General features: G+C 64.0%; 28 protein-coding genes. 10 read left to right on the top strand and 18 right to left on the bottom strand.

Annotation, left to right across the window (positions count from 1 at the left end; all coding sequences use genetic code 11):
- Positions 1–217: 217 nt before the first annotated feature.
- From GGD63_RS26080 to GGD63_RS26070, 3 genes are read left to right on the top strand one after another with little or no spacing between them, the layout of a single operon-like run.
- Positions 218–754, top strand: coding sequence for a hypothetical protein (locus tag GGD63_RS26080; RefSeq protein WP_246785639.1), 537 nt, complete (start codon positions 218–220; stop codon positions 752–754).
- Positions 755–774: 20 nt separating this feature from the next.
- Positions 775–2,985, top strand: a complete 2,211-nt coding sequence (locus tag GGD63_RS26075) for a GNVR domain-containing protein (RefSeq protein WP_183246013.1) — start codon at positions 775–777, stop codon at positions 2,983–2,985.
- On the top strand, positions 2,969–3,769 hold the full coding sequence (locus tag GGD63_RS26070; RefSeq protein ID WP_183246012.1) for a hypothetical protein: 801 nt from the start codon (positions 2,969–2,971) through the stop codon (positions 3,767–3,769). The genes GGD63_RS26075 and GGD63_RS26070 overlap by 17 nt, the downstream gene beginning before the upstream one ends.
- Here the strand turns inward: GGD63_RS26070 and GGD63_RS26065 are convergent, their stop codons facing one another.
- The 3 genes from GGD63_RS26065 to GGD63_RS26055 all read right to left on the bottom strand — a co-directional run bounded on the left by GGD63_RS26065 (position 3,770) and on the right by GGD63_RS26055 (position 7,625).
- Positions 3,770–4,930, bottom strand: a complete 1,161-nt coding sequence (locus GGD63_RS26065; protein ID WP_183246011.1) for an acyltransferase — start codon at positions 4,928–4,930, stop codon at positions 3,770–3,772.
- A 33-nt stretch (positions 4,931–4,963) separates the two neighbouring features.
- Positions 4,964–6,058 carry a hypothetical protein gene (locus GGD63_RS26060; RefSeq protein ID WP_183246010.1) on the bottom strand — a complete coding sequence of 365 codons (1,095 nt, stop codon included), beginning with the start codon at positions 6,056–6,058 and terminating at the stop codon, positions 4,964–4,966.
- A gap of 142 nt (positions 6,059–6,200) precedes the next feature.
- The gene (locus GGD63_RS26055) at positions 6,201–7,625 is read right to left on the bottom strand and encodes an undecaprenyl-phosphate glucose phosphotransferase (protein ID WP_246785637.1); all 1,425 of its coding nucleotides are present in this window, start codon (positions 7,623–7,625) and stop codon (positions 6,201–6,203) included.
- 342 nt (positions 7,626–7,967) lie between these two features.
- On the opposite strand from GGD63_RS26055, the gene GGD63_RS26050 reads away from it, so the two are divergent.
- Together GGD63_RS26050 and GGD63_RS26045 are read left to right on the top strand one after the other, a co-directional pair.
- On the top strand, positions 7,968–8,246 hold the full coding sequence (locus GGD63_RS26050) for a hypothetical protein (RefSeq protein ID WP_312013382.1): 279 nt from the start codon (positions 7,968–7,970) through the stop codon (positions 8,244–8,246).
- Between the two features lie 178 nt (positions 8,247–8,424).
- Positions 8,425–9,159 (top strand): metallophosphoesterase family protein, encoded by a 735-nt coding sequence (locus GGD63_RS26045; protein ID WP_183246008.1) that lies wholly within the window; start codon positions 8,425–8,427, stop codon positions 9,157–9,159.
- A gap of 18 nt (positions 9,160–9,177) precedes the next feature.
- Here GGD63_RS26045 and GGD63_RS26040 read toward each other — a convergent pair whose 3' ends face one another.
- From GGD63_RS26040 to GGD63_RS26030, 3 genes are all read right to left on the bottom strand, one after another.
- Positions 9,178–9,600, bottom strand: coding sequence for a hypothetical protein (locus GGD63_RS26040; RefSeq protein WP_183246007.1), 423 nt, complete (start codon positions 9,598–9,600; stop codon positions 9,178–9,180).
- A 51-nt stretch (positions 9,601–9,651) separates the two neighbouring features.
- Positions 9,652–9,957, bottom strand: coding sequence for a hypothetical protein (locus tag GGD63_RS26035; protein WP_183246006.1), 306 nt, complete (start codon positions 9,955–9,957; stop codon positions 9,652–9,654).
- 199 nt (positions 9,958–10,156) lie between these two features.
- Positions 10,157–10,312, bottom strand: a complete 156-nt coding sequence (locus GGD63_RS26030; RefSeq protein WP_183246005.1) for a hypothetical protein — start codon at positions 10,310–10,312, stop codon at positions 10,157–10,159.
- A 557-nt stretch (positions 10,313–10,869) separates the two neighbouring features.
- Here GGD63_RS26030 and GGD63_RS26025 point away from each other — a divergent pair.
- The 3 genes from GGD63_RS26025 (at position 10,870) to GGD63_RS26015 (ending at position 12,092) form a co-directional block, all read left to right on the top strand.
- Positions 10,870–11,043 carry a hypothetical protein gene (locus GGD63_RS26025; RefSeq protein WP_183246004.1) on the top strand — a complete coding sequence of 58 codons (174 nt, stop codon included), beginning with the start codon at positions 10,870–10,872 and terminating at the stop codon, positions 11,041–11,043.
- Between the two features lie 236 nt (positions 11,044–11,279).
- Complete coding sequence (locus GGD63_RS26020; RefSeq protein ID WP_183246003.1) at positions 11,280–11,531, top strand: hypothetical protein; 252 nt, start codon at positions 11,280–11,282, stop codon at positions 11,529–11,531.
- Positions 11,532–11,726: 195 nt separating this feature from the next.
- Complete coding sequence (locus tag GGD63_RS26015; RefSeq protein WP_183246002.1) at positions 11,727–12,092, top strand: VanZ family protein; 366 nt, start codon at positions 11,727–11,729, stop codon at positions 12,090–12,092.
- Positions 12,093–12,111: 19 nt separating this feature from the next.
- On the opposite strand, the gene GGD63_RS26010 is transcribed toward GGD63_RS26015, so the two are convergent.
- The 12 genes from GGD63_RS26010 to GGD63_RS25955 form a co-directional block, all read right to left on the bottom strand.
- Positions 12,112–12,393: a hypothetical protein gene (locus tag GGD63_RS26010; RefSeq protein WP_183246001.1), complete on the bottom strand. Its 282-nt coding sequence runs from the start codon at positions 12,391–12,393 to the stop codon at positions 12,112–12,114.
- 125 nt (positions 12,394–12,518) lie between these two features.
- Positions 12,519–12,965, bottom strand: a complete 447-nt coding sequence (locus tag GGD63_RS26005) for a hypothetical protein (RefSeq protein ID WP_183246000.1) — start codon at positions 12,963–12,965, stop codon at positions 12,519–12,521.
- Between the two features lie 153 nt (positions 12,966–13,118).
- Positions 13,119–14,846, bottom strand: a complete 1,728-nt coding sequence (locus GGD63_RS26000; protein WP_183245999.1) for a chemotaxis protein — start codon at positions 14,844–14,846, stop codon at positions 13,119–13,121.
- A gap of 5 nt (positions 14,847–14,851) precedes the next feature.
- The gene (locus GGD63_RS25995; RefSeq protein WP_183245998.1) at positions 14,852–15,943 is read right to left on the bottom strand and encodes a chemotaxis response regulator protein-glutamate methylesterase; all 1,092 of its coding nucleotides are present in this window, start codon (positions 15,941–15,943) and stop codon (positions 14,852–14,854) included.
- A gap of 16 nt (positions 15,944–15,959) precedes the next feature.
- Entirely contained in the window at positions 15,960–16,814 is an 855-nt protein-coding gene (locus GGD63_RS25990) for a protein-glutamate O-methyltransferase CheR (RefSeq protein WP_183245997.1), read from the bottom strand.
- Between the two features lie 134 nt (positions 16,815–16,948).
- Positions 16,949–18,748, bottom strand: coding sequence for a methyl-accepting chemotaxis protein (locus GGD63_RS25985; protein WP_183245996.1), 1,800 nt, complete (start codon positions 18,746–18,748; stop codon positions 16,949–16,951).
- 61 nt (positions 18,749–18,809) lie between these two features.
- Positions 18,810–19,298: a chemotaxis protein CheW gene (locus tag GGD63_RS25980; protein WP_183245995.1), complete on the bottom strand. Its 489-nt coding sequence runs from the start codon at positions 19,296–19,298 to the stop codon at positions 18,810–18,812.
- A 65-nt stretch (positions 19,299–19,363) separates the two neighbouring features.
- A complete protein-coding gene (locus GGD63_RS25975; protein WP_183245994.1) occupies positions 19,364–21,061 on the bottom strand; it encodes a methyl-accepting chemotaxis protein in 1,698 nt (565 codons plus the stop codon).
- A gap of 37 nt (positions 21,062–21,098) precedes the next feature.
- Positions 21,099–21,560, bottom strand: a complete 462-nt coding sequence (locus GGD63_RS25970; protein ID WP_183245993.1) for a chemotaxis protein CheW — start codon at positions 21,558–21,560, stop codon at positions 21,099–21,101.
- Positions 21,560–23,626 carry a chemotaxis protein CheA gene (locus GGD63_RS25965; protein WP_183245992.1) on the bottom strand — a complete coding sequence of 689 codons (2,067 nt, stop codon included), beginning with the start codon at positions 23,624–23,626 and terminating at the stop codon, positions 21,560–21,562. Before GGD63_RS25965 ends, GGD63_RS25970 begins: the two co-directional genes overlap by 1 nt.
- A complete protein-coding gene (locus tag GGD63_RS25960; protein ID WP_183245991.1) occupies positions 23,623–23,988 on the bottom strand; it encodes a response regulator in 366 nt (121 codons plus the stop codon). Before GGD63_RS25960 ends, GGD63_RS25965 begins: the two co-directional genes overlap by 4 nt.
- Positions 23,988–24,311 (bottom strand): lipid asymmetry maintenance protein MlaB, encoded by a 324-nt coding sequence (locus GGD63_RS25955; RefSeq protein WP_157330153.1) that lies wholly within the window; start codon positions 24,309–24,311, stop codon positions 23,988–23,990. The genes GGD63_RS25960 and GGD63_RS25955 overlap by 1 nt, the downstream gene beginning before the upstream one ends.
- A gap of 262 nt (positions 24,312–24,573) precedes the next feature.
- Between GGD63_RS25955 and GGD63_RS25950 the strand changes: the two genes are divergently transcribed.
- Positions 24,574–25,713: an HD domain-containing phosphohydrolase gene (locus tag GGD63_RS25950; protein ID WP_183245990.1), complete on the top strand. Its 1,140-nt coding sequence runs from the start codon at positions 24,574–24,576 to the stop codon at positions 25,711–25,713.
- A gap of 182 nt (positions 25,714–25,895) precedes the next feature.
- On the top strand, positions 25,896–26,564 hold the full coding sequence (locus GGD63_RS25945) for a hypothetical protein (RefSeq protein WP_183245989.1): 669 nt from the start codon (positions 25,896–25,898) through the stop codon (positions 26,562–26,564).
- Positions 26,565–26,582 lie beyond the last annotated feature (18 nt).

Below are 26,582 nucleotides of genomic sequence, written 5' to 3'. Positions count from 1 at the left end.
GCAGCACGAGCTTCGTTCATGTTGAATTGCGGTGTGAAGCCAGGCAAGGATGGCAATTCGGTCCGCGCTGGTTTATATTTTGCGCCGCACAAGAATTTGACATAGTTTTGGGCCATCAAGGACCTACGGCCTAAATCGCAACGCCGCCATCAATCCTTCGCAACGAGATATGAGCGCGATCCTCCTCAAACTCGATAGCTTGTTGCGTGGCCATGCTATGGCCTCACGGATCGCTGCGGCCCTCGTCGTTGCGCTGTCCGCAACACTCGCAACGCCGGTGCGGGCGCAATGCGTCGATCGCACCGAACGCGCCCCGCAGGCGGCCATCACCGCCTTCGTCGCGGACCCCTCGGCTCTGCTGCGCCAGACCAAGAACGACAGGGACAAGCTGTCGGGCCGGCTTGCCGGATTGGTCGTGACTGACGTCGCCGCGCTCGAGCCGGTCCGGGAGATGTTGCGTGAAGCCAGCCAGGCCGACCGCATCGCGATCGGCAGCGCGCTTCACCGCGCCGAAGAGCGCTGTGTCGCGAGCAAGCCCGACGTGGCGCGCAGGATCAGCGAATTCGTCACCAAGCTGCACGACGGCTCCGTGCTCAAGGGATATTTCGCGGATCAGGATGCCGGAATTGCACCCCCTGCTCCATCTGCAGCCAATGCCGTGCCCGCAGCATCAAGTCCGGCCGCCGGCCTGATGTCGGGTGAATGGAAGACCGAACTCGCCGACCCGTTCAAGCCCGTTCCCCTTCCCGAGTGACAACCTCAAGATTCCCAGAGATGTTTCAGCCACGAGACCAGTTTCCACACCGCCCGCGATACGCCATCGAGGTCGGCGGCACGACGCTTAGCGCCGAGCGCGCTCTGGATATCGTGCGCCGCCAATGGCCGCTGATCGCGGCCGTCCTGGCCGGCACGCTCGCGCTCGTTCTCGTCTACCTGATCATCGCGACGCCGATGTACACCGCCAATGCGCGCATCCTGATGGACACGCGTCAGACCCAGGTGCTGGACAAGGACAGCGGCACGGCCAATGCGCTGATCGACCCGGGCTTTGTCGACAGCCAGGTCGAGATCCTCCAGTCCGACGACCTGATCCTGTCGATCGTCCGTCGCCTGAAGCTGACCGACGATGCGGAATTCAACGGCTCCGATCCCGGATTGATTCCGCTGGTCATCGGCAAGGTCATCGCGCTGTTCGGATCGGACGGCCCTCCCAGCAAGGAACGGGTCGAGCGGGGTGCGGTCGAGCTGCTGCAGAAGAATCTCAAGGTCGAGCGTGTGCTGACGACCTATGTCCTCTCGCTGAACTTCCGCTCGATCGATCCGAACAAGGCCGCGCAGATCGCCAACGCGATCGCCGACGCGTACATCGTGGGCGCCCTGGAGGCGAAATATCAGTCGACCAAGCGCGCCGGCGAGTGGCTCCAGCAGCGCAGCGCCGAGCTGCGCGAACAGGCGACGGCGAGCGATCGCGCCGTGCAGACGTTCAAGGCCGAGAACAACATCGTCGGCACCAGCCGCGGCCTGATGAGTGAGCAACAGCTCGCCGACGCCAACTCGCAGCTCGTCGCAGCGCGCGCCGCGACGGCTGAGGCCAAGGCCCGCCTCGACCGCATCGAGGCGCTGCTCGACAAGGATCTCGTCCAGCCGACCGTGACGGACGCCCTCAACAACACGGTCATCACGCGCCTGCGCGCCCAATATCTCGACCTTGCGGCCCAGTATGCCGATTGGTCGAGCCGTTACGGCAAGACCCACCAGGCGGCCATCAACCTGTCCAACCGCATGGACGAGTTGCGTAAGGCGATCGCGGACGAAGTCCGCCGCATCGCGGACGCCTATCGCAGCGAGTTCGAGATCGCCAAGAGCCGCGAGACGTCGCTCGAGGAAAACCTCAAGAACCTCGTCTCCCAGGCCGGTAGCACCAGCCAGGCCCAGGTCAAGCTGCGCGATCTCGAGAGCGCGGCGGACACCTACCGCAACCTCTACAACAACTTCCTCGAGAAGCTCCAGAACGCGACGCAGAACCAGAGCTTCCCGATCAGCGAAGCACGCATCATCGGCACGGCGGTCAAGCCCGACAAGAAGAGCTCGCCCAAGACGCTGCTGGCGCTGGCCGGCGGCCTGCTCGGTGGTCTCTGTTTCGGCTTCGGCGCCGCCTTCACGAAGGAGCTGATGAGCGACGTGCTGCGGTCACCGACCGACGTCGAGGATCAACTCGGGGTGAAATGCCTCGGCGTCCTTCCCGACATTCGCCCGGCAAGGACTTCTGCGGACCATCCGGAAGCGAACGTATCCAGTTACGTCGTCGAGCACCCGTTCTCGCGGTTTGCCGAGACGCTGCGGAACATCAAGGTGTCGATCGACGTCGCGCGCCTCTCGCGCGAGGTCAAGGTGATCGGCATCCTCTCGTCCCTGCCGAAGGAGGGAAAAACCACGGTCGCCGCCAATTTCGGTCATTTGACCGCGTTGACCGGCCACCGCACGCTGCTGATCGACGGCGACCTCCATACGCGCTCGCTGACGCGGGCGCTGGCGCCCCATTCCAAGTCCGGCCTGGTCGAGGCCCTCAGGGATCCTCGCTCGTTCGGCTATCATATCCAGCGCAGCAAGGAGAGCGGGCTCGACTTCCTGCCGTCCGTCGTCGCATCGCGCATGGTCAACTCTGCGGACGTGATTGCCTCCAAGGCGATGGCAGACCTGCTCGCGGTGGTGCGCGAGGAGTATGAGTACATCGTCATCGATCTGGCGCCGGTGATGCCGGTCGCGGACGCCAAGGCGGTCAGCCATCTGGTCGATGCCATGGTCTATGTCATCGAGTGGGGCCGCACGAGCCGCAACGCGCTGCAGGAGTCGATGGCGAGCTCCGAAGGCATCCAGAAGAAGCTCCTGGGCGCCGTGCTCAACCGCGCCAACCCGAAGATGCTGAAGCGGATCGAGGCGTACAAGGGCTCGCACTACAACAGCTATTATGTCGAGGGAGCCTAGCGCCACCGAACCGGCAGCGCAGGCGGGGGAACGGGCGTTTCGCTGGCTTCTGCGCGGCTCGACCGTCGCACTCGCTGCGGTCACGCTGGTCTGGATCGCTGCCGTCGTCCCCGACGTAACCAACCCCGCGGTTCCGCAGATCGCCGGCCGCATCGCGCGCGGCGAGCGCTATGACGTCGATCGGCTGAGATGGATCGTCGCGGACAATCTGCCGTCCGCCCGCCGGTTATGCAGCGCCAAGACGCTGCGCGAACTGCTGCTGCTCCAGCTCGCGATAGCCGATGAATCGACGCGCACGGGCGACCTGAAACAGATCGACGCTGACGCCGACGCGGTCGCGTCCACCAGCCGGGCCTTGCTGGTTTGCGCGCCAACCGAAGGGCTTGGCTGGTTCGGCAGCTACTGGGCCGAAATCCGCCAGGTCGGATTTGGACCGCGAACGGCGGAGCTGCTGGACCTGTCCTATCGCTTCGCGCCGCACGAGGCCTGGCTCCAGCTCATCCGCGCCCCGCTGGCGCTTCGCGTCTTCCACGCGGCCTCGCCCGCGCTCAGGGATTACGCCGCCCAGGACTTCGCCGACATCTTCCAGGCCCGCCTGTTCCCCAGCGCCGCCACGCTCTATCGGGCAGCGGGAACGGAGGCGCGCGTCGCGCTGCTCGACCGCACTTGCACGGCCCCGGAAGCCGATCGCGACCTGTTCTCGCATTTCGTCGCGGCGAAGGGTCTGCGGATTCGTCACCGCTGCTATCCAGCCGACGGCGACGGCTTTCGTGTGAGCCGCTAACTATTTCAGCTCGGTTCGCGGCACGCCCTGCGAGCGGGTTTCGGGCAGGTATTGCAGGAAGAACCTGGTCAGCCCACGGCGACTGCGCAGGATCGGCGATTCGAAGTACTTCCAGGACACATGCGCGACGGCATAGGAGATCACGAAACCGATGGCTGCGCCCGCGGTGATCTTCACGCCGTTGGGCACCGACATCCCTCCGTAAAGCGTGAGCGCCTTGCCAAGCGGGTTCGGGATGAAGTTATGAACCAGATAGAAGCCGTAGCTGATCTTCCCGAGATGCTCGAGCGGCTTCCACTCCAGCGCCTGAACGAAGACGCTCTCCTGGTTGGCGCGAACCCACCAGACCAGGGCGACCAGGCAAAGCCCGATCGCAATGTCGATCGCGGGGGAAAGATACGAAGGGGCGTCGTAGATCACGCCGTTCGAGCACAACGCGAAGGCGACGAGGAGCAGGCAGGCGAAGGTGCCGTGGCCGTTCGGAGCCCATCCCTGCCTGTGAAGATGCAGGATCGTGATCGCGCCGCCGAATGCGATCAGGCTGAAATTCCAGGGCGACAGGGTGTGGATGGCGGTGTGGTTGAAGCCCGATGAATACATCAGGAAATGGCCGATCAACCCGAGGGCGACGACGCACATGCAGGTGACGAAATGGCGCTCCAGCGGAAGCAGGATGAACAGGAAGGGCGCGACCACGTAAAACTGCTGCTCGACCGAGAGCGTCCAGAGCACGCCGAACGGACCCGCGGCGCCGCCGATGACGCTGCCGATCCAGTAGTTGGAGAGGTACACGAAGTGATAGCGGAACCCGAGATCGGGTCCTGCGTGCTGGAAATACGACCGGGTCAGGAACAGGATGACCAGAAGCGCATAATATGCGGGAAAGATGCGCGTCGCCCGCTTGACCCAGAAGGTGACGATTTCCGCCGCGGGCCGGGACACGGCCGTCTCGGCCTTGCCTCGCTGCCTGTTGAGCTCGCCAATGATCAGGAAGCCGCTGAGGATGAAGAATATCCAGACGCCGACGCTGCCCGAATAGAACTGCAGACCGCATTTGTGATTGAGATAAACCAGAATGACCGAAAGACCGCGCAGCCCGTTGAAGCCGAGAATGCTGGCCGACTTCTCGGCGTTGGGGCGGTCAGATCCAAGTAGAGACATTGCTGGTTCTTCTTTTTGCACGGAGACCGAAAGCTACAGTCCCCTGGTTCTCAACTCTGACAATTCCTCAGCTGACAGACGGCCGCCGGCAAATTCCGTCAGCAGAAAGAGCGCGACCTTGGGCCTGTCGATCTCGTACATCAGCCCGAACCTGTTCTCCGGCGGCTTCTTCTGCGGCTCGTCGAACAGCTCGTAGACCATGACGCTCTCGATCTCGACGTCTCTCTGGTTCTTCAGATATTGGAAAGTATCCCGCAGCGACCGCAGGCATTGCTCCGTCAGGGCATCGCCGGGCTGATTTCCATAGGCCGGCTTGTAGATCTCGCCGCAATTGACCTCGTTGAACGTCACCGGGCGGCGATAGGAGGCAAGCTTCTTGAACAGGTCGAAAGGGAAATTTCGCCCATTCCAGTGCCGATGCGGATTCTGCCCCGCCACCTCGTAATAGTGGTAGGAGATCACGTCGTATTTCACGCCCCGGGACTCCATGAAGTCCAGGAAGCCCAGCATCGTCGACGTCGTGTTCAGCACCTTGCGCAGACGGCTTCCGGTCTCGCGATTGATCTGGTCGATGGCGTCCGAGGCGCCGTGCAGCACCTGGGCCCAGTCCTCCATCACCGGCATTTCGAAGTCTGCCGCGGTCATCCCGCGCCCGAACAGCTTCTTGCCGTCGGAATCGAGCGCGAGCAGGTTGATCTCGTTCTCCAGCTCCCAGTCGAAGACATCGTCCTTGAACTGCCGGACGAACGCGTAGGTGCGATCGTAGCCCTGCCTGTAAAGGGCCTCCGCGTCTCCCTTCGGATAGCGCCCCCTGTCCGTGCGGTCGCCATAGCGGAAGGGAAAGTTGACGAGAGGATGAAGCGTGATCGAATATTTCTTGGCCAGCGCGACGGTTTTCCGGAACATCGGCGCTTCGACCTGCTCGGCATCCTGCGTGAGATTGAGGCCGGTCCTGTATTGCGTCAGGCCTCGCGCCTTCATCAGCTGAAAGATCGGCTCGAGATCCCTGCGCTTCTGCGGCGGTCCACCGACGCCCCATTCCAATGCGACGGCATCGGAGCATGACGCGGCGATCGCCACGGCGAGCAACAGCGGCAAGACGGCGAACCTGGCGAGGCGATGGCTCAATCTGCAATGCTCCGCGTTTCGGTGGTGCCAATGGACCGGATGGGCAGCAGCGATTCGCGTGCTGCAAGATGCAGGCCGTTTCCCTCTCTGCGGGGGCGATCGCACATCCAGCGCGACGAAGGCGCGCCAGATGCAGTCCGGCTCAGTAGGCTTCCTGGTGGATCAGCGCCAGTGCGGTCTTCAGGATGATCCTGATGTCGAGCCAGATGCTCCAGTTACTGACGTACCAGACGTCGTACTCGACCCGCTTTTCCATCAGATCGATGGTCGGCGTCTCGCCGCGGAAGCCGTTGACCTGGGCCCAACCGGTCAGGCCCGGCTTCATGTGATGCCGGTAGACGTAATTGCTGATGAGCTGGTCGTAGTAATTGTCGTGCGCGAGTGCATGCGGGCGCGGCCCGACCAGCGACATCTCACCGCGCAAGACGTTCCAGAGCTGCGGCAGCTCGTCGATGCTGGTCCGCCGCAGCACGCGGCCGACACGGGTGACCCGCGCGTCGCTCTTGGTCGCCTGCGTGACGACATGACCGTTCTCCGCCACGGTCATCGAGCGGAACTTCCAGATCTCGAACTGCTTGCCGTTGAAGCCGCGCCGGAACTGCTTGAAGATCACCGTGCCCTTTGAATCGAGCTTGATCATGATCGCGGCCGTCACCAGCAGCGGCGCCAGCAGCAAAAGCGCGAAGGAGGCAATGCCGATGTCGAGGCAGCGCTTCTGCGCCTGCTCGAACACGCTGAGCGGCGCACGCTGGATCTCGATCGCGACCGTGCCGCTGACAGGCTGGAACGGACGCGAGACCAGATCGGCGATCGGAAAATCCGGCAGAAGGCGGATCGGCTGGGGAACGACGCGCAGGTGCTGGCTCAGCTTCTGGAGAAGCGGCATCTCGTCCCAGTCGATCACCAGGAGATATTCTTCCACGTCGGCCGTCCGGGCCTGACGGATGATGTCGCGGATCTCGTGATCCCAGCCTGCGCCCTCCTCGGACGGCTCGAGCACGAAATGCCGCACGACGTTGAAGCCGTGCTTGCGCAGATCCTTGAAGCGGGTCGAGGTGAAATCGAGCGGCTTGAGGCTGAGCAGCACGACCTTCCGGTCGACGAGACGGCCCTTGGCATAGCTCGAGGTGAGACCCAGGCGCCACAACACGCGCAGCCCGCCCAGGGCAATGCCGCCGGTCGCGGCGAACAGCAGCGTGGTGCCGCGCGACAGATCGGCAGACGATTTGAGCAAGAACGCCTCGACGGCGAGAATGGTCAGCGAGATCAGCCAGACCGCCAGGCTCTTGCGCAGCTGCCACATCGTGTTCAGCAGGCGATGGTGATCGTAGGCGCCCTGGAAGTAGGCGATCATCACGAACACCGCAGCGACGACGAGACCGGCTCCGACGGATGAATCCTGTTCGACCACGAGCACGCGATACAACCCGCTCGCCGCGAAATAGCTGAGCAGAACCGCGACGAAGTCACCGGCGATCAACGCGACCTGCAGAGGTCTCTGGAGGGCACCGCGTCGGTTCGATATACCCGAATAATAGTTTTCCGAACCGTAAGTTGCTACAGCCATCCGAACCTCGCTGCCTCGTCACGCTCTCGCAAGAGATGCGAGCATTCGATCCAAAATTTTCGACGTGCGCCGAAGTATATCTTAACTAAACAAAGCGACATTGCGGCAGTGCACCGAAAAAATCAAACCGATTTTTCTGCAACGCAGCGTCGCCGCAAGAGAATGCTCAAACTACTGTCACACACGTGACAATTATGCGGGCATCACGCCACGATTTCCGTCAAATCGTATCATTTGAGCACAAACATGTCGCGCGCATTTGAACGGCTGTTCAACCATGCCGCTTAATCCGTTATTAGCTCGCGGCCATTAACACTCGTGACCAATTCAGGGAGTTGTGTCGTGAGTACGGTTGCCGTTTTCAGTCTGTTGATCGGATCGTTGCTGGGAGGCCGATTCCGAATCTTTATCCTGCCGCCCGTCATCGTTGTCGGTGCCGCGATCCTCGGTGCCGGCTTGACCTGGCAGGGACATGATTCGTCTCACATCGTTGTCACGATTCTCGTTTTTGCGGCGGTGCTCCAGCTTGGCTATTTCTGCGGCGCGGCTGTGGTCCGCGTGCGGGCGTCCGCCTATCGCCGCAAGGCCGCGCCCTCGTTCGACGGCCGGAGCTTCGGCTAGTCGGCTGGACGCGCTGGGGATCGACGGCTCCAAGCGGCGGGATATCGGTCAGCCGCAAAAATCAACCTTTATGCGCGCAAGGCAGGGAAAAAGCGGCTCGTGGCGACCCGTTTTGGTCGATAGGATGTCGATAGGATATTGACATCTCGGGCGAAGCTCTCTGAAAGAGTTGCACCCCATGCCCACGACCGCGCCCAAAAATTCGCCCCGGCCGAAGCTACCCAATGGCGTGCGCATCTATGCGATGAGCGACATCCACGGCTGCGCGCATCTGCTTGAACAGATGTTTGCCGTCATCGACGCGGACATGGCGAACAGCCGGCCCTATCGCGCCATCGAGGTCTTCCTGGGCGACTACATCGACCGCGGGCCGGATTCGTGCCACACCCTCGACCTCCTGATCAGGCGCAGCCGCCGCCGCAACACGGTGTTTCTCAAGGGCAATCACGAGGCCTATTTCACCTCGGTGCTGGAGGATCCCTCGCGCACCACCGAATGGTTTCAGTTCGGCGGGCTCCAGACCATGATGTCGTACGGCGTGTCGGCTGCGCCCGGCCTCAGCAAGGACGAACAGTCCGACCTCGTGCGAGAGCTCACATCGGCGATGCCGCCGGAGCATATCGCATTCCTGCGCCAGCTGCGGCCGACATTCACGTGCGGCGATTTCTTCTTCGTCCATGCCGGGGTGCGCCCGGGCATTCCGCTCTCCGAACAGCGCGAGTCCGATCTGTTGTGGATCAGGGACGAATTCCTCCAGAGCAAGAGGCGGTTCGGCAAGTACGTCGTGCACGGTCACACGCCGGTGAAGCAGGCCGAGCTGCTGGAGAATCGCGCCAACATCGATACCGGCGCTTATGCCACCGGAAATCTGACGCTGCTGTCGATCCAGGGCAACAGCATGCTCGCGATCTAGCGGCCTACGTCCGACATTTTAATTGGTGGAGCTTGCGGGAGGCTTGTATTCCGGAAAGCGGCTCAGCATCGCCGCCTTCAGGAACTTGAAATGAGCGATCGAGGCGCCAAGCTCCTTGAGCCGGCGCTGGCCGTTCAGGATTTCCTTGTCGAAAAGATCCTGGTGATGGTTGTCGAGCGCCTCGCGCTCGAGATATTCGTCGTCGCCGTTGCCGATGGTCACGGCCGCGCGCGCCAGCACGTCCTCCACCCGGCGGTTCAAGCCCGACTGTTCCCGCTCCGCCGCCTGGAGTGCATCTTCGATCGCGGTCATGATGGCTTCGATGCGCGTGCGATCGGTTTCGGCGTCTCGCTCGGGCGAGCGCGCCCGGAAGGTCTGCTCTCCCCCGAAACGGTCTTTCAGGAAGTTATGGGTGCGGGCCCGCAAGAAGAGCTGAAACATGCGTGCATTTTCCGGTTCGAGGCGCCAGACCAGAAAATGGGTCCGGGATGGTTAATAAAGGTTGAATCCTTCGCGTCGTTCGGTGCGGCTTTGCGCCATCCATGCCTTCCAGGCGCCCTCGTGCTTCTCGTAGAGCTCAAGCCGGCGCCGCTCACCGGCATCCGGCCAGATAATATCACAGCCGTCGGACGCCAGCTGCACCCGGCCCGGCGCCTGTCCGCTGTCGAGCCGCTCGAACTCGAACGTCTCCTCGGGCGTCAGGCCAATCAGGACGCGCCGGCCTCCCGCATCGACGTAATACCGCCGCGGCGCGGTGTTCGTCGAACTGGTGAAGGCGTCTACCCGCGTTCCCGTCATGATCCACTCCCCTGCCGCGATACAAGCCGACGCCGGCCGCCGGTTGCAAACCATCGAAATACACGCAACGCCCTCGCCGGCGCGATGCGCCAGTCTCGTCTTCGAGTTGTGTCGAGATCATGATGAGCGCCGCTGATTTTCTTGCCACGCCCGAGATTTTTTGGGCAGCACCGTGCTTGCGAAGCGATCCGTCGCGCGCTCAGCCGAAGAACCAGAGGAACAACCTCACCAGCAACAGCGTGATGAAATACACCCATCCCGCCATCGCAATCAGCGCAACGCTGAAAAATGCGCCTTCGAATGCCCACTCTCTGATCTTTGTGAGAGGAAGTGCCGCTCGCGCTTTCTGAAGCATCTCGGTCTTCTGATTTGTTTGATTGTTCGTCGGCGCGACCATAGCCGAACGAATTCGACGATCTCGTGACGTCTCGTCTGAGCGAAGCGCAATGCTGCTCGTCGAGATCGAGTGCGGCACGCGCCGCCGCCGCGATTGGATCGATTCTGGTTCGGCACGGTTGCGATCGGCGTCGCGCGCGATTCAATTCAAATCGGCTCCGCGCTCCGCAACGCGCGGCCGTCGCGACGACGATTCTGCAGTCGCACCCAAATGATCGTGGCGAGGCGAGGCGCATCCTCGCGAGGATTCGAACTCCGTTGCGGCCGTCGGAGCGCGCGGGTCAACCTCGGCTGGCGAAAACTCCGTGGTACTACGGAGCGCTGCGCGCCGATTTCATCCCGGTAAGGTTGAGCGGTTAGCTTAATTCACGGTGTTTGTTGCGAATGCCGCAGGATCGAATATCCATCTTCGCACCGGGCTCCCCCAAGCCCGGCCCCACCCAAGCAAAGCCGTCGAGCGAACGTGGGTCCGCTTGGCGGCTTTGTCGTTGTGTCGACGAGAGGATGATTTCGGTTATGGCGCGCAGGCCCTGGTCGTTCAAGGAAGACCGCCGGCTGATGGAATTGGCCAAGTCTTCGACATCGCTGGAAGAGGCGGCGAAACTGCTCGGTCGCTCGCCCGACGCGATCAAGCGCATGGCCTTGCGTCTCGGCCTGTCGCTGAAATCCAAGAGCACCAAGAAGAACTAACGCCCGCCGCGCCGGTCGCGCGCGACAGCTCACGGACGTGCGTGCCTCCCCGCATCAAGCGACGACGGAAGGCCGCCAAACGACCCAAGCCCGAATACCTTCAGCACACTCGATCTCTCCGCGGCGGGATGTTAAGCTGCCCAGCGACGAAGATTGAGCGCCGTCCCTTTTTTGGCGGAGAATGATCGCGTGACCGGCTGCGATATCCGCCCGATCGTTTGTTGGAGGAATGTACCATGCTGTCCCGCGCACTCGCCGTAGCCCTGCTCCTGGCTCTGCCTTCAATTGCGTCGGCGCAAGTCCCCGTACGGTTCGGATTTCCGAACGGTGCGCCATGGTGCGCCTTTGGCTTCGATTGCAGATTCCTCAACTACCGGGAATGCGCCGACTGGATCTATGATCCTGCGCGGAACTGCCTCAAGAATCCGTACTTCGCGGCCCACTACCCGACCGATGTCGACAAGGGCTGGTCCTACAATCGGCGCTGAACGTCACGTCCCGCGGACGACTTTGTCACGACCAGGCGCGTGGCTTCGCGCCTGGCCGGCTCATCGATGACCTGCGTCAAGGTGGGGACGATCTTTCGCCCGTGAACCCCGGTTCATCTCCCGAAGGTTCATGAACTTTAACGATGTTCTTGGCTTTCGAAAGCAGCCGACCGGCGGAGCCGTTATGCTGGCGCCATGCGCCGCAACCATCTCATCGCAGCCGCGGGAATTTGCCTCGCGCTCATCATCTACGCCACGCTCGCCAAGCTCGCGGGCAGGCCGGTGCTCATGGGCCACGCGGAGGCCTATTGGGTCGTCGTCATTGAGCGCTTCAGCGCCTATGGCCTGCTGGGCTTCCTTCTGTCCTTCCTGTTACCCGGGCGGCTCAAGCTGGCTTGCATGTTCGTGGTGGCCGTCGCGATCGGCCTCGAGGTTCTGCAAGCGGTAACGCCGGATCGCGATCCACGGCTCATCGATGTGCTGCAGAAGGCCGCCGGCGGCACAGTCGGCGTCCTTCTGGCCCAAACCATCCTGGCTTTCCTGCCGCGGCCGCCGTCCTAGTGCGGGTGGCGCGGCGGAGTTACGCCACTCCGCGCCTGCTCTCCAGCTCGGTCGCGATAACGCCGGACATCTGCCGATGGGTCTCGCGCAGCGCCGCGATCGCATCGTCGAGCGCAAAGTCGGCCTCTCGAATGGTCTCGAAGAACCTGCCCATCAATGCGGCGTTCAGCTTGACGCGGGTGTTTCCGTCGCGGCTCTTGCGGCGGTCGAGCGACAGATGCAGCGCCTGCAGCCGTGCCTCGGCAGCGCTGCAGCCGGTGAGTGTCGCGAGTTCGTCATATGTCATCCAAATCTGAGGCATGTCCCTGTCCGCCTTTTGTTATGGGCCTCAACCTAGACGTCACCTCTAAAAGCAGAGTTGCTGCAGTACGGTCTCGCGATGTTTTCGCGGCAACAGCGTCAATGCAAAGCTAAGACGCCGGCACCTCAGGACAGGGGAGTCTTGGTCGGCGTGAACACGGGGCGCGGCCGGGTACGGTTGTCGAGGCCCTTCGGCAGCTTGTCGGCATTGAGCTTCACCACCGCGCAACGGGCTTCGGAGGCCGGCGCATCCTCCTGGCTGTAGATCAGCGTCGCCTCGAACTTCACCTCGGGTGCTTCCCTGGCCCTTCCCGTGCAGGTCGCCACGAGGCCGTTGCACACACCCGAGAGATCGACCTCGACCTGGTCCGGCCCGAATACATTCGGCGGACCATCGGAGTGGCGGTTCACGGTCAAGACCGCCGAGAAGCGCTTCTCATCGACACGATACGAGCCGCCATAGGTGAAGAAGCTGTCGCTGCCCGAAATCCGGCCCTCGGCGAGATCCACCACGCCAGTGCCCTGGCCACGCGCGGTCCTGAACCAGGCGGCGTATTTGCCGTCTCTCAACATACGAAATTTCTCGACGCGAAGTTGATGCGCTATTTGCGACCAACTCTGGGGCGCGACAATGGCCAACCTGCCGGCGCTGTCGGCAGGGTTAACGCCCCGAAAACCCGATCCATCGAATTGCGGCCGAAGCGCGAGGCGACGCGGGCGCCGACGTCAAAACAACTCTATGCCGTCATCGGCGGCCTCGACCGCCTCGACGCGCCGCGTGGCGGCGCTCGATGCAAGCCCGAGCGTCTGCAAGAATTCGCGGTGGACATCCCGCTCGCGCTCCATGGTGTAGCGCGCGAAGAGCTCGTCGAGCAGAGCCTCTTCCGACGCTTGCGGCTGCGGCCGCTGCGCGCCCGCGCTCGCGGTCTCGAGGCGCGCCGCGACAGCAGGCAAGGCTGCGGAGCCTCCGCCAAGCGTGGTCATCAGGCCTTGCGCCGAATTCATCAGGCCTTCGAATTCGGCGCCTTCGTCGACGAGCCGGCTCATCAGCTTGTCGAGCCGTTCATTGCCCGCCTCGACCTCGCGCAGCGCCTGGAGGATCTGCGGCTCGAGCTTGGCAAGCTGCGTGGGATTGCCCTGCACGCGCAGCTCCTTCAGCTCCCTGGCCGAACGCTCGATACCGTCGAGCACGGGTCTCAACCGCCCCGCCCCCGCCGACACCTGGTCCGCGGTCGCCTTGAGCTCGTTGGCGATCACGACGAAGGCGCTGCCGCGGCTGCCGAGATGGCCGGCCTTGAGCCCCGCATTCATCCCGATCAAAGTGATGTCGACGGTGGCCTCGGCAAGGCCCGATATCGCCTGGCGAAACTTCGCCAGCGTGTCCTCGACGATCGCAAGCGCGTCATCGACCGAACGGCCGGCGCCCTCGCAAGTGGAAATCAACGTCGAGGCATGCGCCAGCGTCTGCTTGATGCGTGCCAGGAACGACGACGAGCCGCCGTCCCCACCGCCGAACAGCGTGCGGCCATGGCCGACGACGCTGCCCGCATCGTGCAGGATGGCCGTCAGCGCACGGACGATCTGTCCGATATCGCCGCCGAACTCGCGCTGGGCGTCCCTGAGCAGGGCCGCCTGCAACTGGCAGATGGCGCGCGCGCCGTCGTCGCTCGCAACCGGTTCGGGAACGAGGCTGGGAGAGGACCCGGACGCCAGGCCGAGGCCGTGACAGACGTGCTCGAGGCGCTGGCGCGTGCTGTCGCCGGCCTGCAGCGAGATGATCGCGCTGCCGACCGCCTCGGCGATCTTCCTGGTGCTGGTGCCAGCGAGGCCGGCCAGATGGCCGCTCTTGCTACGCTGGTCGCGTAACCCGCTATACGCCGCGCCGAGCTCGGCGCTCTCCGATACCAGCTGATTGCGGTAGCGGCTCTCGAACTCCTTCTGCCGGGCGGAGGCGGTGGCGACGGCTTCCGACAGGCGTTGCTGGTCTCGCCCGCACTCCTCGAGCGAGCGCTGTACGGCCTTGCCGAGATCGTAGGCTTCCTGCGTGAAGGCGAGAAAGCCCTCGCGGTCGCCCTCGAGCGAGGCCGCCTCGATCCGCGCGCTGCGCGCGATGATGGTGATCATCTGGATGTGCTTGAACAACAGCTTGAGCAGCGAGGACGCCTCCGCCGTGCTTGCGCCGATCGTCGCAAGCAGGGCGCTCTCGGCCGGCAGCGCCTGCGCCAGCTCGCTGAGCCGGGCGGAGATCTCCTGCAACGCGGTCGCGGCGCCCTCGATCTCGGCGCCCGAGAGTTCCCCGGAGAGCGTCGCGAGGCCCTGATTCAGCTCCTTGAAGATGATGTGGCCGCGGCCGAGCTCGCGGCCGACCCGCGCGAAGACGTCCTCGATGCCCGACGAGACGTCCTCGATCGCGGCGATCGCCTCCGTGAGCGTGCTGGGTGGAATGGCGGACATTGCGGTCAACCTGCCATCGCGGCATGCCCGGCCTGGTACCAGAGCATGATCTCGCGCGGGATATTGTGCAGCGACACGACCTTCTCGACGCCGCCATGCGCGATGGCTTCCTTGGGCATGCCGAACACCACGCAGCTCTCTTCGTCCTGTGCCCGTGTCGAGGCACCGAGCTTGCGCATCTCCAGCATGCCGCGCGCGCCGTCATCGCCCATGCCGGTCATGATGACGCCGAGCGCATTGGCGCCGGCATGCTGGGCCGCCGAGCGGAACAGCACGTCGACGGAGGGACGATGCCGCGACACCGGCGGGCCGTCCTTGATCGCGATCTGGTAGCGCAGGCCGATGCGCTGGAGCAGCATGTGACGGGCGCCGGGCGCGATATAGGCACAGCCCGGCAGCACCGGCTCGCCGTCCTCGGCTTCCTTGACCCGGATCTGGCAGACGCTGTCGAGGCGTCTGGCAAACGCCGCGGTAAAGCCCGCCGGCATATGCTGGACGATGACGATGGGCGGGCAATGCGGCGGCAGCATCTCGAGGACGTCGTTGAGCGCTTCGGTGCCGCCCGTCGAGGCGCCGATGCACACGATGCGTTCCGTCGTCGGCCGGGCCTTGCCCTGCACTGGCGGCGGGATGATGGCGTCGGCCGTCAGCTTCTTCTCGATCACCCGGCGCTGCGAGCGCGGACGGACCCGCGCACGCGCCGCCGACTTCACGGCCTCGCGCAGCCGGGTGGAGCATTCGAGCAGCGCCTGCCGCGTGTCGATCTTCGGCTTCGGCACGATGTCGACCGCGCCCGCCTCGAACGCCTCGAACATCACGTTGGAGCCCTCTTCGGTGAGCGAGGAGCAGATGATCACCGGAATCGGACGTTGCGCCATGATCTTGCGCAGGAACGTCATGCCGTCCATGCGCGGCATTTCGAGATCGAGGATGATGACGTTGGGCAGCTCCTTCTCGAGGCGGCGGGCCGCGACGAAGGGATCGGAGGCGGTCGCCATCACCTCGATATCAGGGTCCTCACCAAGGATCGTCTGAAGGATTTGGCGCACCGACGCCGAATCGTCCACGATCAGCACGCGAACTTTCTCCCTCGGCATTCTGGTTGCGCTCCGGCTAGACCTGGAAAATGGTTGGCTGAACTTGCTTCAAGCCCGGCACTGCACTGTGAATCATCGATTCCGAATGTCCGACCAGCAGATAGCCGCCGGGCCGCAAATGGTTGCACAATTGCTCGATCACCTTGCGCTGCGTCTCGCGCTCGAAATAGATCAGGACGTTGCGGCAGAAGATGATATCGACGTCGCGATCGACGGGATACGACGCATCCATGAGGTTCATCCGCATGAAATGCGTCATACGCCGCAGCTCCGGCACCACCCGCACCTCGCCGCGCAACTTGTCCCGCGATGACAGGAAATACCGCTTCACGAAGTTCTCAGGCACCGGCGCAAGCACGTCGCGGGTGTAGATCGCGGTCTTGGCGAGGCGCAGCACGGCCGTCGAAATATCGGTCCCGAGGATGCGATACTGGAAGCGCGAGCCGTTCCGTGTCATGTCGTCCAGCACCATCGCGGTCGTGTAGGCTTCCATGCCGGTGGAGCTCGCCGAGCTCCAGATCTTCAGGTTCGCGTTCCTGCGGCCGTGCGATTTGAGCAAAGCGGGAACGGCGACGTCCCGCATGAAGGTGAAGTGCTGGGGCTCGCGGAAGAAGTCGGTCTTGTTGGTCGTCACCACATCGATCAGATGGGTGAGCTCGGTGTCGAAATGGTCGGCCTCGAACAGGTTGTCGACATATTCGTTGAGGTCGGAGAAGTTCAGCGCGCGCACGCGCTTGTGCAGCCGCCCTTCCAGCATCAGCCGCTTGCCCTTCGGCAGCTTGATGCCGACCTGGCCCTCGATCAATTCGGCGATGGTCCGGAAGTGCCGGTCCGACAGATGCACGGCCGTATCCTGCACGGCGGGCATCATGGCCGCATGCCCCGGTCCAGGATGGCCGCCTGCACTGAATGTCGGGCCGAACGGGCCATCTTGAATCCTACACGTTTAGGCAATCACTGAAGACAGATCGGCCCCCCAATGGAGGGCCGATCCCTCAGAGAAACTCAGCGCTGGAACTCGGCATCGCGGTCGTCCTCGCCGTCATTCATGTCGAATGCAAAGCCGCCGCCGGCAGCCTTCACGGCGCGCGCGGGCCTGGCCATCGGCTTCTTGGCCGGACGCTCGGCGGCCGCCATGGTCGCCGCCTTGGCACGCAACTGGCTCACCGCGCGGTCGATCGGCGCCGCCTGGCCCTTTCCACCCTGCTCGATGCGGAAATAGGCAATGGTCGACTGGAGCTGCTCGGCCTGGGAGGCAAGCTCCTCCGAAGTCGAGGAGACCTGCTCGGAGGCGCTGGCGTTCTGCTGGCCGACCTTGTCGAGCTGCTGGATCGCCTGGTTGATCTGCGCCGAGCCGACGTCCTGCTCGCGGCAGGCCGCCGTGATTTCCTCGACCAGTTCCGCGGTCTTCTTGATATCAGGAACGAGCTTGGCAAGCATGGCGCCGGCCTCCTGCGCCACCTTGACGGTGTCGGCCGAGAGCGTGCCGATCTCGGCCGCGGCCGCCTGGCTGCGCTCGGCAAGCTTGCGCACTTCGGAAGCGACGACCGCAAAGCCCTTGCCGTGCTCGCCGGCGCGCGCGGCCTCGACCGCCGCGTTGAGCGCGAGCAGATCGGTCTGGCGCGCGATTTCCTGCACGATCGTGATCTTCTCGGCGATGGTCTGCATCGCGTTGACCGCGCGACCGACGGCTGCGCCGCTGGCCTCGGCGTCCTTGGCGGACTGTGCGGCGATCTTCTCGGTCTGGTTGGCGTTGTCGGCGTTCTGCTTCACGTTCGAGGCCATCTCCTCCATCGAGGACGAGGCTTCCTCGGCGGACGAGGCCTGCTCGGTCGCGCCCTGCGAGAGCTGCTCGGCGCTGGCCGAGAGCTCCTGGCTGCCGGCGGAGACGTTCTGCGCCGCGGTCAGGGCTTCCGACACGATCTGACGAAGCTTCTCCACCATGCGCTCGAGCGCGAGGCCGAGCGTGTCCTTGTCCGACAGCGGCTTGGCTTCGACCATGAGATTGCCCTGCGCGATCTCGTTGGCGAGGGCCGCGGTGGCATTCAGGTTCACCGTCATCGCATTCAGCGACTTGATGAGGTCGCCGATCTCGTCATTGCTCGAGGATTCGATCTTGCGGCTGAGATCGCCGATCGCGACCGCGTCGGCGAGGCCGACGGCCTGGGCCAGCGCCCGGCTGATGTTCATCGCAATCCAGGTCGCGGCGACGGCAGCGATCAGCAGCGAGGCGATCACCAGGCTCATGAGCAGCAGCTCTGCACGTGAGCCGTCCTGCTTGGCCTGTTCGGCCTGCTCGGCCATGTTCTTCTTGACGTTCTTGATGTAGGCGTCGGCCGCATCCAGCACGTCAGCGACAACCTTGCGGCCGTCGCGCATGGACCGGTCCAGCGCCTTCGGCTTGTCCGTCTTCGCGAGCCTGACCGTCTCGTCCTGATAGGTGTTCAGCTTGGCGAGCGCCGCATTGAAGCCTTCCATCAGCTTCTTGCCGCCTTCGCTTGCCGCTGCGTAGATCTCGTCCTTGGACTTGGCGATCGCTTCGCGGTTCTTGGCGAGATCGGCGACGAACTGGTCATACTCAGCGTCGGACGCCGCCAGGATCGAGTTCTTCTCGGCGCGCACCAGGAACAGGACGCCTTCCTTGAGTTCGGCGGCCTTCTCCATGCGGCCCGCACGGGCGACGAGAACCTCGGTGGTGCCGACCATGTCGGCCAGCTTCATGTATCCGACCGCGCCGGCGATCATGGAGAGCAGGATGACGACGCCGAAGGCGCTGGCAAGCTTGGCTTTGACGGTGAATCTCATTGTTAGGCTCGTTGGTTCGAATTGAGGTGCTTACGCTTGACCACGCTTCACCCTTGCAAACTCAGGCGGCGCGAGGCGCATCGGCGCCGGCATCGCGCCTATCCGGAATCCTGTCATTCGCCATCAGCTTGGCGAGATCGAAAATGACGACAAACTTTTCACCCTTGCGGCCAATGCCGACGGCGTAGTCGGACTGCCACGTCCCGCCGACCTCGGGGATCGGCTCGATCGCCTGCTCGTCGATGTCGGTGACCTCGAACACGCAGTCGGCAACGAAACCGACGCCGACAAGCCGGTCCTTCATCGGCACGTCGAGGATGATGATGCGGGTGGCCTCGGTCACAGCGATGCTGGGCAGGCCGAGCTTGGTCCGGAGGTCGACGATCGGATAGCCGCTGCCGCGCACGTCGATCATGCCGAGCAGGAAGTTCGGTGCATGCGGCAGCCGTGAGATCGGCCGCATGTCGAGGATCTCACGGACATTGCGGATGCTGATGCCGAACGTCTCGCCGGCGAGCCCGAGCGTCAGATATTGCGAGGTTGCGGCCATGATGCAGTCCAGGAATCCCAGGGTTTGGAAACGAGCACGGTCCGGCGCGAAGCCGGACCGGTTGATCAGCGTTGGAACTCGGCGTCGCGATCGTCTTCGCCGTCATTCATGTCGAAGGCGAAACCGCCGCCGCCCGCGACCTTCATCGCACGTGCCGGTTTGCGGACAGGCGCCGGCTTTTTCGGATTGCGATCCACTGCCGCCATGTGCGCCGCCTTGGCGCGCAGCTGGGTGACGGCACGATCGATCGGTGCGGGAGCGGCGCTCTCGCTGCGTCCGGCACGCTCGATGCGGAAGAACGAGATGGTCGACTGGAGCTGCTCGGCCTGCGAGGCGAGCTCCTCCGAGGTCGAGGACACCTGCTCGGAGGCGCTGGCGTTCTGCTGGCCGACCTTGTCGAGCTGCTGGATGGCCTGATTGATCTGTGCCGAGCCGACGTCCTGCTCGCGGCAGGCCGCGGTGATCTCCTGGACCAGCGCGGCGGTCTTCTTGATGTCGGGCACGAGCTTGGACAACATGTGACCGGCTTCCTGCGCGACCTTCACGCTCTCCGTCGACAGCGTGCCGATGTCAGCCGCCGCCGCCTGGCTGCGCTCGGCGAGCTTGCGCACTTCGGACGCGACCACCGCAAAGCCCTTGCCGTGCTCGCCGGCGCGCGCGGCCTCGACCGCCGCGTTGAGCGCGAGCAGGTCGGTCTGGCGGGCGATTTCCTGCACGATGGTGATCTTCTCGGCGATGGTCTGCATCGCCTCGACGGCGCGGCCGACGGCCACGCCGCTGGCCTCGGCATCCTTGGCCGACTGAGCCGCGATCTTCTCGGTCTGGTTGGCGTTGTCTGCGTTCTGCTTCACGTTCGAGGCCATCTCCTCCATCGAGGACGAGGCCTCTTCCGCGGACGAAGCCTGCTCGGTCGCGCCTTGCGAGAGCTGCTCGGCGCTGGCGGACAATTCCTGGCTGCCGGCGGAGACGTTGCTGGCCGCGGTGAGCGCTTCCTCGACGACCTGCCGAAGCTTTTCGACCATCAGGTTCAGCGACTTGACGAGGTCACCGATCTCGTCATTGCTGGAAACGTTGATGGTCTGACTGAGATCGCCGTTCGCCACCGCGCCGGCGAGCCCGACCGCACGGCCGAGGCCACGCGCGATGCTGAGCGAAATCCAGATCGCAGCGACGAGACCGATCGCGAGCGATGCCAGCACGAACGAAACGAGCATCACGTGAGCCCGGTTGCCGTCCTCGTGAGCCTGGGCCACCTGATTGGCCATATTCTTCTTGGCGTTCATGACGTAGGCGTTGGCCGCCTCCATGGCGTCGCCGACCGCCTTGCGGACCTCGGTCATGGAACGCTCGGCCGCCTTCGTCTTGTCGGTCCGGGCGGTCTTGAGGGCGTCGTCCTGAACTGCGTTCATCTGCGCGTAGGCGGCGCCGAAATTGTCGAGCAGCTTCTTGCCTTCGACCGAGGCCGCAGCGTGGATCTCTTCCTTCAGCTTCAGAAGCGTCTCGCGCTGCTTGGCGATCTCGGCGAGGAAGCGTTCCGATTCACTCTCGGGCGCGAGAAGCAGGTTTTTCTCCGCGCGAACCTGGAGCAGGATGCCCCTCTCGATTTCCGCCGCACGTTCCATCCGGCCGGCACGCGACACCAGGCTGTCGGCGGTGTCGATCATCTCGCTCAGCTTCACATAAGCGAGGCCGCCCGCCGCCATCGAGAGCAGCAGGACCACGCCGAACGCGCTGGCAAGTTTCGCCTTGACCGTAAATCTCATCTGCAGCCCCTACCCCAGTCTCGCGCGAGACCTCATTTCAATTCAGGATGCGTTCCATATTGGGAACGATGACGAACTCTTCACGCCACTTCGCGATGAAGCGGATGAATTCCGGCTTCCAGTGCATGCCGACGCGCGGCGTCTGCTGCACGTCGGTCTGCGATATCTCCGTGACCTCATAGACCTTGTCCGCGGTGACCCCGACCAGCACCGGCTCGCCCTCGAGATCGAGTTCAATGACGACGATGCGCGTGTCGGCCGAATTGTCGAGCTGCGGCATGCCGAAGCGAATGCGCAGATCTGCGAGCGGGATGACGTTGCCGCGCACGTTGATCACGCTGGGAACGAAGGCGCGGGCGCCGGCGACCCTGGTCACGGGGACGGGATCGATGATCTCGCGCACGAGGCCGGCATCGAGTGCGAACTTCTCCTCGCCGAGCCCGATCATCACGACCTGCATCGCGCCCGTCTGATGCTCTCCGGCCAAACCCTCGTTCATCACGCCGCCTCGCTGATGTGCTGCTTCTCGACCTTCGACTGCGCCAGCGTGACGAGCTGGGCGACGTCGAGGATCAGCGCCGCCGTGCCGTCACCGAGGATCGTCGCGCCGGAGAAGATCGTGACGTCGGAATGCAGCTTGGAGAGCGACTTGATCACGGTCTGGTGGTTACCGATGATCTGATCGGCGACGAGGCCGACGCGGGTCTCGCCGGTCGAGATGATGATCGTCTTCTGGTGCTTGTCGGGCGAACCGGAGGCCGTCAGAAGCTCGCGCAGGCGCAGGAACGGCACGAGGTTGCCGCGCACGTTGAGGAAGTTGCGAGCGCGCGAGCGCTCATCCTCGGCCGTCAGCTCGACGCATTCCTCCACCGCCGACAGCGGAATGATGTAGCGGCCCTCGCCGACGCGGATCAGGAGGCCCTCGATGATCGCGAGCGTCAGCGGCAGGCGCAGCGTCACGGTGGTGCCCTGGCCCGGCCGCGTCGACAGGTCGATCGTGCCGCGCATGTTCTCGATGGTACGCTTGACGACGTCCATGCCGACGCCCCGGCCCGACAGCGCCGAGATGGTCTGCGCGGTCGAGAAGCCCGGGTGGAACAGGAACTGGTGGATTTCGTGGTCGGTGAGCACGGCGCCGGCGGCGATCAGCCCCTGCTCTTCCGCCTTGGCACGAATGCGCGCAGTGTTGAGGCCACCGCCATTATCCTTCACGGTGACGAGCACCTGCGCGCCGGAATGAACGGCGGCGAGCTCGATCCGGCCCTGCTCGGTCTTGCCGTTGGCGGCGCGCGTTGCAGTGTCCTCGATGCCGTGGTCGATGGCGTTGCGGATCAGATGCACCAGCGGATCGGCCAAGCACTCGATCATGGTCTTGTCGAGCTCGGTGTCTTCGCCCGAGGTGACGAATTCGACCGGCTTCGACAGATCGCGCGACAAATCATGCACCAGGCGGCGGAAGCGGCCGAACAGCGAGCCGATCGGCACCATGCGGGCGCCCATCGTGGTGTCGCGCAAGGAGGACGCGAGGCGCTCGATCTCCTCGGCGATCATCTTGATCGAGAGATCGGAGCCGGAGGCGGCGAGCTGGCTGAGCCGTGCCTGGGCAATGACGAGCTCGCCGACCCGGTCCATCAGCTCGTCGAGACGCTCGGCCTGGACGCGGACGGTGGCGATGCCGCGCTCTTCGCGCTTGGCCTCGGGCTTCGGCTCCGGCTTGGAGTCGGATTTCGGCTCTGCCTTCGCGACAGGCTGCGCGGCGGCAGCAACCTCGACCACCGGCGCTGCCATCTCGGCCACCGGCGCCGGCTCCTCGTCGAGGAGTTGGAACAGCGGCATCGGCGCAGGCGCTTCGACATGCGCGAGCGGCAACAGCGTCAGCTTCATCTCGTCCTGGACGAACATGAAGACGTCATCGATCGCATCCTTGTCGCAGGCCGCGTGCAGCTTGACGTCCCACTTCAGATAGCAGTCTTCCGGCTCCATCTCGTCGAGGAACGGGATGCCGTCAGTGACCGGTACGACGAAGCAGGGGCCGAGCTTGCAGAGATCTTCCAGCAGGTCGAGCGGGTTCGAGCCGTTGCGCAGGATGTGCGATTCGAATTCCAGATAAAGGTGCCAGCCGGCCTGTCTGCTCTCAGCTGGCGACAGCGGCGGCGCTTGCGCGATTGCGACGACCGGAGCTGCGGGCTGATCCGCCGACACGAAGCGCCTGAGGTCGTCGAGGATGGCTTCGCCGATGATATCGTCGGTCGACTGGGGATCCTCGATCAGCGCGCGGATGTAGTCCTTGGCGGCGAGCGCGACGGAGATCAGCTCTTGCGTCGGCTTGATCTCGCCCTTGCGGACGCGATCGAACGCGGTCTCGAATTCGTGGGTGAAGGAGGCGACCTTGTCGAAGCCGAACATGGCGCCCGAACCCTTGATCGTATGCAGGGCGCGGAAGGCGGAATCGACCAGTTCGCGGTCGTCGGGACGCTGGCCGAGATCGAGCAGGGCCCCTTCCAGGACCTCGAACAGCTCGCTGGCTTCCTGACGAAAGACCTCGGTCGGGTCCATCGCGCTCATGCGCGCACCAGCTTGCCGACGACGGCGAGCAACTGCTCGGGCTTGAACGGCTTGGTGATCCAGCCGGTGGCGCCGGCGCTCTTGGCTTCCTGCTTCACCGCATCGTTGGATTCGGTGGTCAGGAACACGATGGGCATGCCGACCGCGCTCGGCAGCTTGCGCAGCGCCCGGATCAGGTCCAGCCCGTTCATGACGGGCATGTTGAGATCGGTGATGACGAGGTCGAGCTTGCCGGCCTGGGCCTTGGCGAGTCCTTGCGCGCCGTCACCGGCCTCGATCACGCTGTGACCGGCCGGCTCGAGCACGACCTTGATCATTTGGCGAATGCTGGGGGAATCGTCGACCGTGAGAATCGTGGCCATTAGGTGCCATCTTTCTTTTGCGGGAAATGCTGATCGATCATCGCCTCGCTGGCGAAGCCGGCGCGGCGAAGGGTGTTGCGCAGAGACTGGGAGAATGAGGTGAGCACCACCGGGCGGCCCTGGGCCTCGCCCGTCCTGGCGGTCGACAGCAGAAGCTGGATCGAGGTCACGTCAGCCTTGTCGACGCTGGAGCAATCGATCTCGAGCCGCTCCTGGCGGCCGAAGGCCTCGCGAATGAGGTCGTAGACGCTACGAATGGCCGCAATGCTGCAATCGGCGGGCAACCGCAACGACCACTTCGGCTCCGTCGGATTGAGCGCCATCGCTGTCCCCGCCTTTGCAAAATTCCGATACACGTTTGACGCGAATCGAATGAGCAAACCCCTAACGGAGGACTCCGTACAACTACGGGTCACAATTCGAAAAACTTCGCGTACGCATGCAGACGTGCATGGCCCGCTCAAATCGCATGCGCCGCGCGCAGTCATGAGGCAGCTTGCCGCCGGTGAATCGTTTGCTTCGCGTTAAATCGCAAAGGCTAGTTGTTGAGGTCATGCCTCGCCATCCGAACAGCCCCGGCCGCCGATGCTGACCCAAGCGCTTCTGGTTGATGACAGCCGCTCCGTCCTCAACTTCCTGAAACGGCACATCGAGGCCGAAGGTCTGGTCGAGGCCACCACTTTCCTCGATCCCGTGGACGCGTTGATGTGCGCGCGGGAGCGCACGTTCGACCTCGTGCTGGTCGATTACGAGATGCCGCACATGGACGGCATCAGCTTCATCCGCACGCTCCGCACCCTTCCCGGCTGCACCGACATCCCGATCGCGATGATCACGTCGCGGCAGACCGACGACGTGAAGATGGAAGCGCTGCAGGCTGGTGCAACCGATTTCCTGCCCAAGGCGCCGCAGAGCGTCGAGATGACGGTGCGCCTGCGGAATTTGATTCAGCTTGGTGCAGCCGTGCGCAAGCTCAACGACCGCGCCGCACATCTGGCCAGCGAAGTCGCGGCGGCGACACGAAAGCTCGGCGAGCGCGAGGAGGAGATCATCCTGCGGCTCGCGCTCGCGGTCGAATACCGCGACAACGACACCGGCGAGCACACGCTGCGGGTCGCCCGCTACAGCCGCATCATCGCCGAGCAGCTCGGCCTGCCGGCCCGGCTCTGCCGCGACATCTATCTCGCCGCACCCCTGCACGACGTCGGCAAGGTCGCCATTCCCGACAACATTCTGCTCAAGCCCGGCAAGCTGACTGACGAGGAGATGGCGGTGATCCGCACCCATGCCAGGATCGGCGAACGGATCCTGGCGGACTCCAGCTGCGAGCTGATCCAGCTCGGCGCACAAATTGCCGCAGGTCATCACGAGCGCTGGGACGGCATGGGCTATCCGAACGGCCTCAAGACGGACGAGATCCCCGTTGCCGCGCGCGTGGTCGCGATCGCCGACGTGTTCGACGCCCTGACGACGCGGCGGCCGTATAAGGAGCCGATGCCGCTCGAGATGGCGCGCGATTACCTCATCGAAAACCAGGGACGGCAGTTCGACCCGGCCTGCGTCGAAGCCTTTCTGTCACGCTGGGAGGAGGTCGTGGCGATCGCCGCCGGACAGCAGGCGACGCCGTTTCACAAGGCCGAGGCGACGCTCGCTCCTTATATAGAGAGTGCGGTGGAAAGCCGTCCGGCCGAGGACCGTTCACCCGAGGCAGCGCCGGCCGCGTGACATTATCCATTCGGGCAACAGCTTGCCGCAGCTCTGTTTTCTCCGGTCGCCGGGTTGAACCTGTTCCTGCTAAAGTGGCACCAAGAATAAAGAGTGATTCTGGTCACACTTGCCTGGGCGCGCCGCTGCTAAGCATCGGACGGGGACCGGCAATATATCGGTCGAATTGGATGAGAATTCCCATGAAAAGCCTGATCGGCGCCGTTGTCGGCGCGTTCTGTGTTGCGACTCCCGCCTTGGCGGAGACCCCGGCCGCAATCGTCGAGGACGTCCAGGGCAAGGTCGACGGCATCGCGTTCATGGACTACGTGGCGCCGGGCAAGATCATCAAACTCGGCCCGAAGGCAAGCATCACGCTCAGCTATCTGAAGTCGTGCCAGCGCGAGACCATCAGCGAAGGCGTCGTGCTGGTCGGCACCGAGCAGAGCACGGTGCAGCTCGGCGAGGTCAAGCGGGAAAAGGTGCCCTGCGACACCAATGCGGCAAAACTGTCCGAGCGCGAGGCCAACCAGAGCGCCGCGACCACCTTCCGCACGATGCGCTCGGATGCCAAGGGCGCCCCGGCCAAGCTGCCGACGCTCTACGGCATAGCCCCGCTGGTGCAGGCCAAGAGCGGCAGCACGCTGGTGATCGAGCGCACCGACGGCAAGGAGCCCACCATCACCGTGCTGCTGAAGAACGAGGTCATGATCGGCGGCAAGTTCTATGACTTCGCCAAGGCCGGGAAGTCGCTGACGCCGGGCGGCAGCTATCTCGCCATCCTCGGCGCCAAGCGCTTCGCCTTCCAGGTCGATGCCAGCGCCACGTCATCGCCGACGCCGATCGTCGGCCGCCTGCTTCGGCTCGAATAGGCGGCTCCGCGAAGGCGC

This window comes from Bradyrhizobium sp. cir1, from assembly GCF_014198245.1.
GTDB lineage: Bacteria > Pseudomonadota > Alphaproteobacteria > Rhizobiales > Xanthobacteraceae > Bradyrhizobium.
The sequence above is the reverse complement of the archived record's forward strand: the minus strand, read 5'-3'. Positions and strand labels throughout refer to the sequence as shown.

What these genes read in the sequence shown, in the direction of transcription:
- GGD63_RS26040 (WP_183246007.1), bottom strand. Translation starts at nt 9,600, where the DNA reads ATGTTTCAGCTCTTCTTGCGGGCCCGCACCCATAACTTCCTGAAAGAC.
- GGD63_RS26010 (WP_183246001.1), bottom strand. Translation starts at nt 12,393, where the DNA reads ATGCCTCAGATTTGGATGACATATGACGAACTCGCGACACTCACCGGC.
- GGD63_RS25980 (WP_183245995.1), bottom strand. Translation starts at nt 19,298, where the DNA reads ATGGCCGCAACCTCGCAATATCTGACGCTCGGGCTCGCCGGCGAGACG.
- GGD63_RS25950 (WP_183245990.1), top strand. Translation starts at nt 24,574, where the DNA reads ATGCTGACCCAAGCGCTTCTGGTTGATGACAGCCGCTCCGTCCTCAAC.
- GGD63_RS26035 (WP_183246006.1), bottom strand. Translation starts at nt 9,957, where the DNA reads ATGACGGGAACGCGGGTAGACGCCTTCACCAGTTCGACGAACACCGCG.
- GGD63_RS26055 (WP_246785637.1), bottom strand. Translation starts at nt 7,625, where the DNA reads ATGGCTGTAGCAACTTACGGTTCGGAAAACTATTATTCGGGTATATCG.
- GGD63_RS26075 (WP_183246013.1), top strand. Translation starts at nt 775, where the DNA reads ATGTTTCAGCCACGAGACCAGTTTCCACACCGCCCGCGATACGCCATC.
- GGD63_RS25960 (WP_183245991.1), bottom strand. Translation starts at nt 23,988, where the DNA reads ATGGCCACGATTCTCACGGTCGACGATTCCCCCAGCATTCGCCAAATG.
- GGD63_RS25990 (WP_183245997.1), bottom strand. Translation starts at nt 16,814, where the DNA reads ATGATGCCCGCCGTGCAGGATACGGCCGTGCATCTGTCGGACCGGCAC.
- GGD63_RS26065 (WP_183246011.1), bottom strand. Translation starts at nt 4,930, where the DNA reads ATGTCTCTACTTGGATCTGACCGCCCCAACGCCGAGAAGTCGGCCAGC.
- GGD63_RS25965 (WP_183245992.1), bottom strand. Translation starts at nt 23,626, where the DNA reads ATGAGCGCGATGGACCCGACCGAGGTCTTTCGTCAGGAAGCCAGCGAG.
- GGD63_RS25975 (WP_183245994.1), bottom strand. Translation starts at nt 21,061, where the DNA reads ATGAGATTTACGGTCAAGGCGAAACTTGCCAGCGCGTTCGGCGTGGTC.
- GGD63_RS25955 (WP_157330153.1), bottom strand. Translation starts at nt 24,311, where the DNA reads ATGGCGCTCAATCCGACGGAGCCGAAGTGGTCGTTGCGGTTGCCCGCC.
- GGD63_RS26020 (WP_183246003.1), top strand. Translation starts at nt 11,280, where the DNA reads ATGCTGTCCCGCGCACTCGCCGTAGCCCTGCTCCTGGCTCTGCCTTCA.
- GGD63_RS26030 (WP_183246005.1), bottom strand. Translation starts at nt 10,312, where the DNA reads ATGCTTCAGAAAGCGCGAGCGGCACTTCCTCTCACAAAGATCAGAGAG.
- GGD63_RS25985 (WP_183245996.1), bottom strand. Translation starts at nt 18,748, where the DNA reads ATGAGATTCACCGTCAAAGCCAAGCTTGCCAGCGCCTTCGGCGTCGTC.
- GGD63_RS26005 (WP_183246000.1), bottom strand. Translation starts at nt 12,965, where the DNA reads ATGTTGAGAGACGGCAAATACGCCGCCTGGTTCAGGACCGCGCGTGGC.
- GGD63_RS25995 (WP_183245998.1), bottom strand. Translation starts at nt 15,943, where the DNA reads ATGCCGAGGGAGAAAGTTCGCGTGCTGATCGTGGACGATTCGGCGTCG.
- GGD63_RS25970 (WP_183245993.1), bottom strand. Translation starts at nt 21,560, where the DNA reads ATGAACGAGGGTTTGGCCGGAGAGCATCAGACGGGCGCGATGCAGGTC.
- GGD63_RS25945 (WP_183245989.1), top strand. Translation starts at nt 25,896, where the DNA reads ATGAAAAGCCTGATCGGCGCCGTTGTCGGCGCGTTCTGTGTTGCGACT.
- GGD63_RS26025 (WP_183246004.1), top strand. Translation starts at nt 10,870, where the DNA reads ATGGCGCGCAGGCCCTGGTCGTTCAAGGAAGACCGCCGGCTGATGGAA.
- GGD63_RS26000 (WP_183245999.1), bottom strand. Translation starts at nt 14,846, where the DNA reads ATGTCCGCCATTCCACCCAGCACGCTCACGGAGGCGATCGCCGCGATC.
- GGD63_RS26070 (WP_183246012.1), top strand. Translation starts at nt 2,969, where the DNA reads ATGTCGAGGGAGCCTAGCGCCACCGAACCGGCAGCGCAGGCGGGGGAA.
- GGD63_RS26045 (WP_183246008.1), top strand. Translation starts at nt 8,425, where the DNA reads ATGCCCACGACCGCGCCCAAAAATTCGCCCCGGCCGAAGCTACCCAAT.
- GGD63_RS26080 (WP_246785639.1), top strand. Translation starts at nt 218, where the DNA reads ATGGCCTCACGGATCGCTGCGGCCCTCGTCGTTGCGCTGTCCGCAACA.
- GGD63_RS26015 (WP_183246002.1), top strand. Translation starts at nt 11,727, where the DNA reads ATGCGCCGCAACCATCTCATCGCAGCCGCGGGAATTTGCCTCGCGCTC.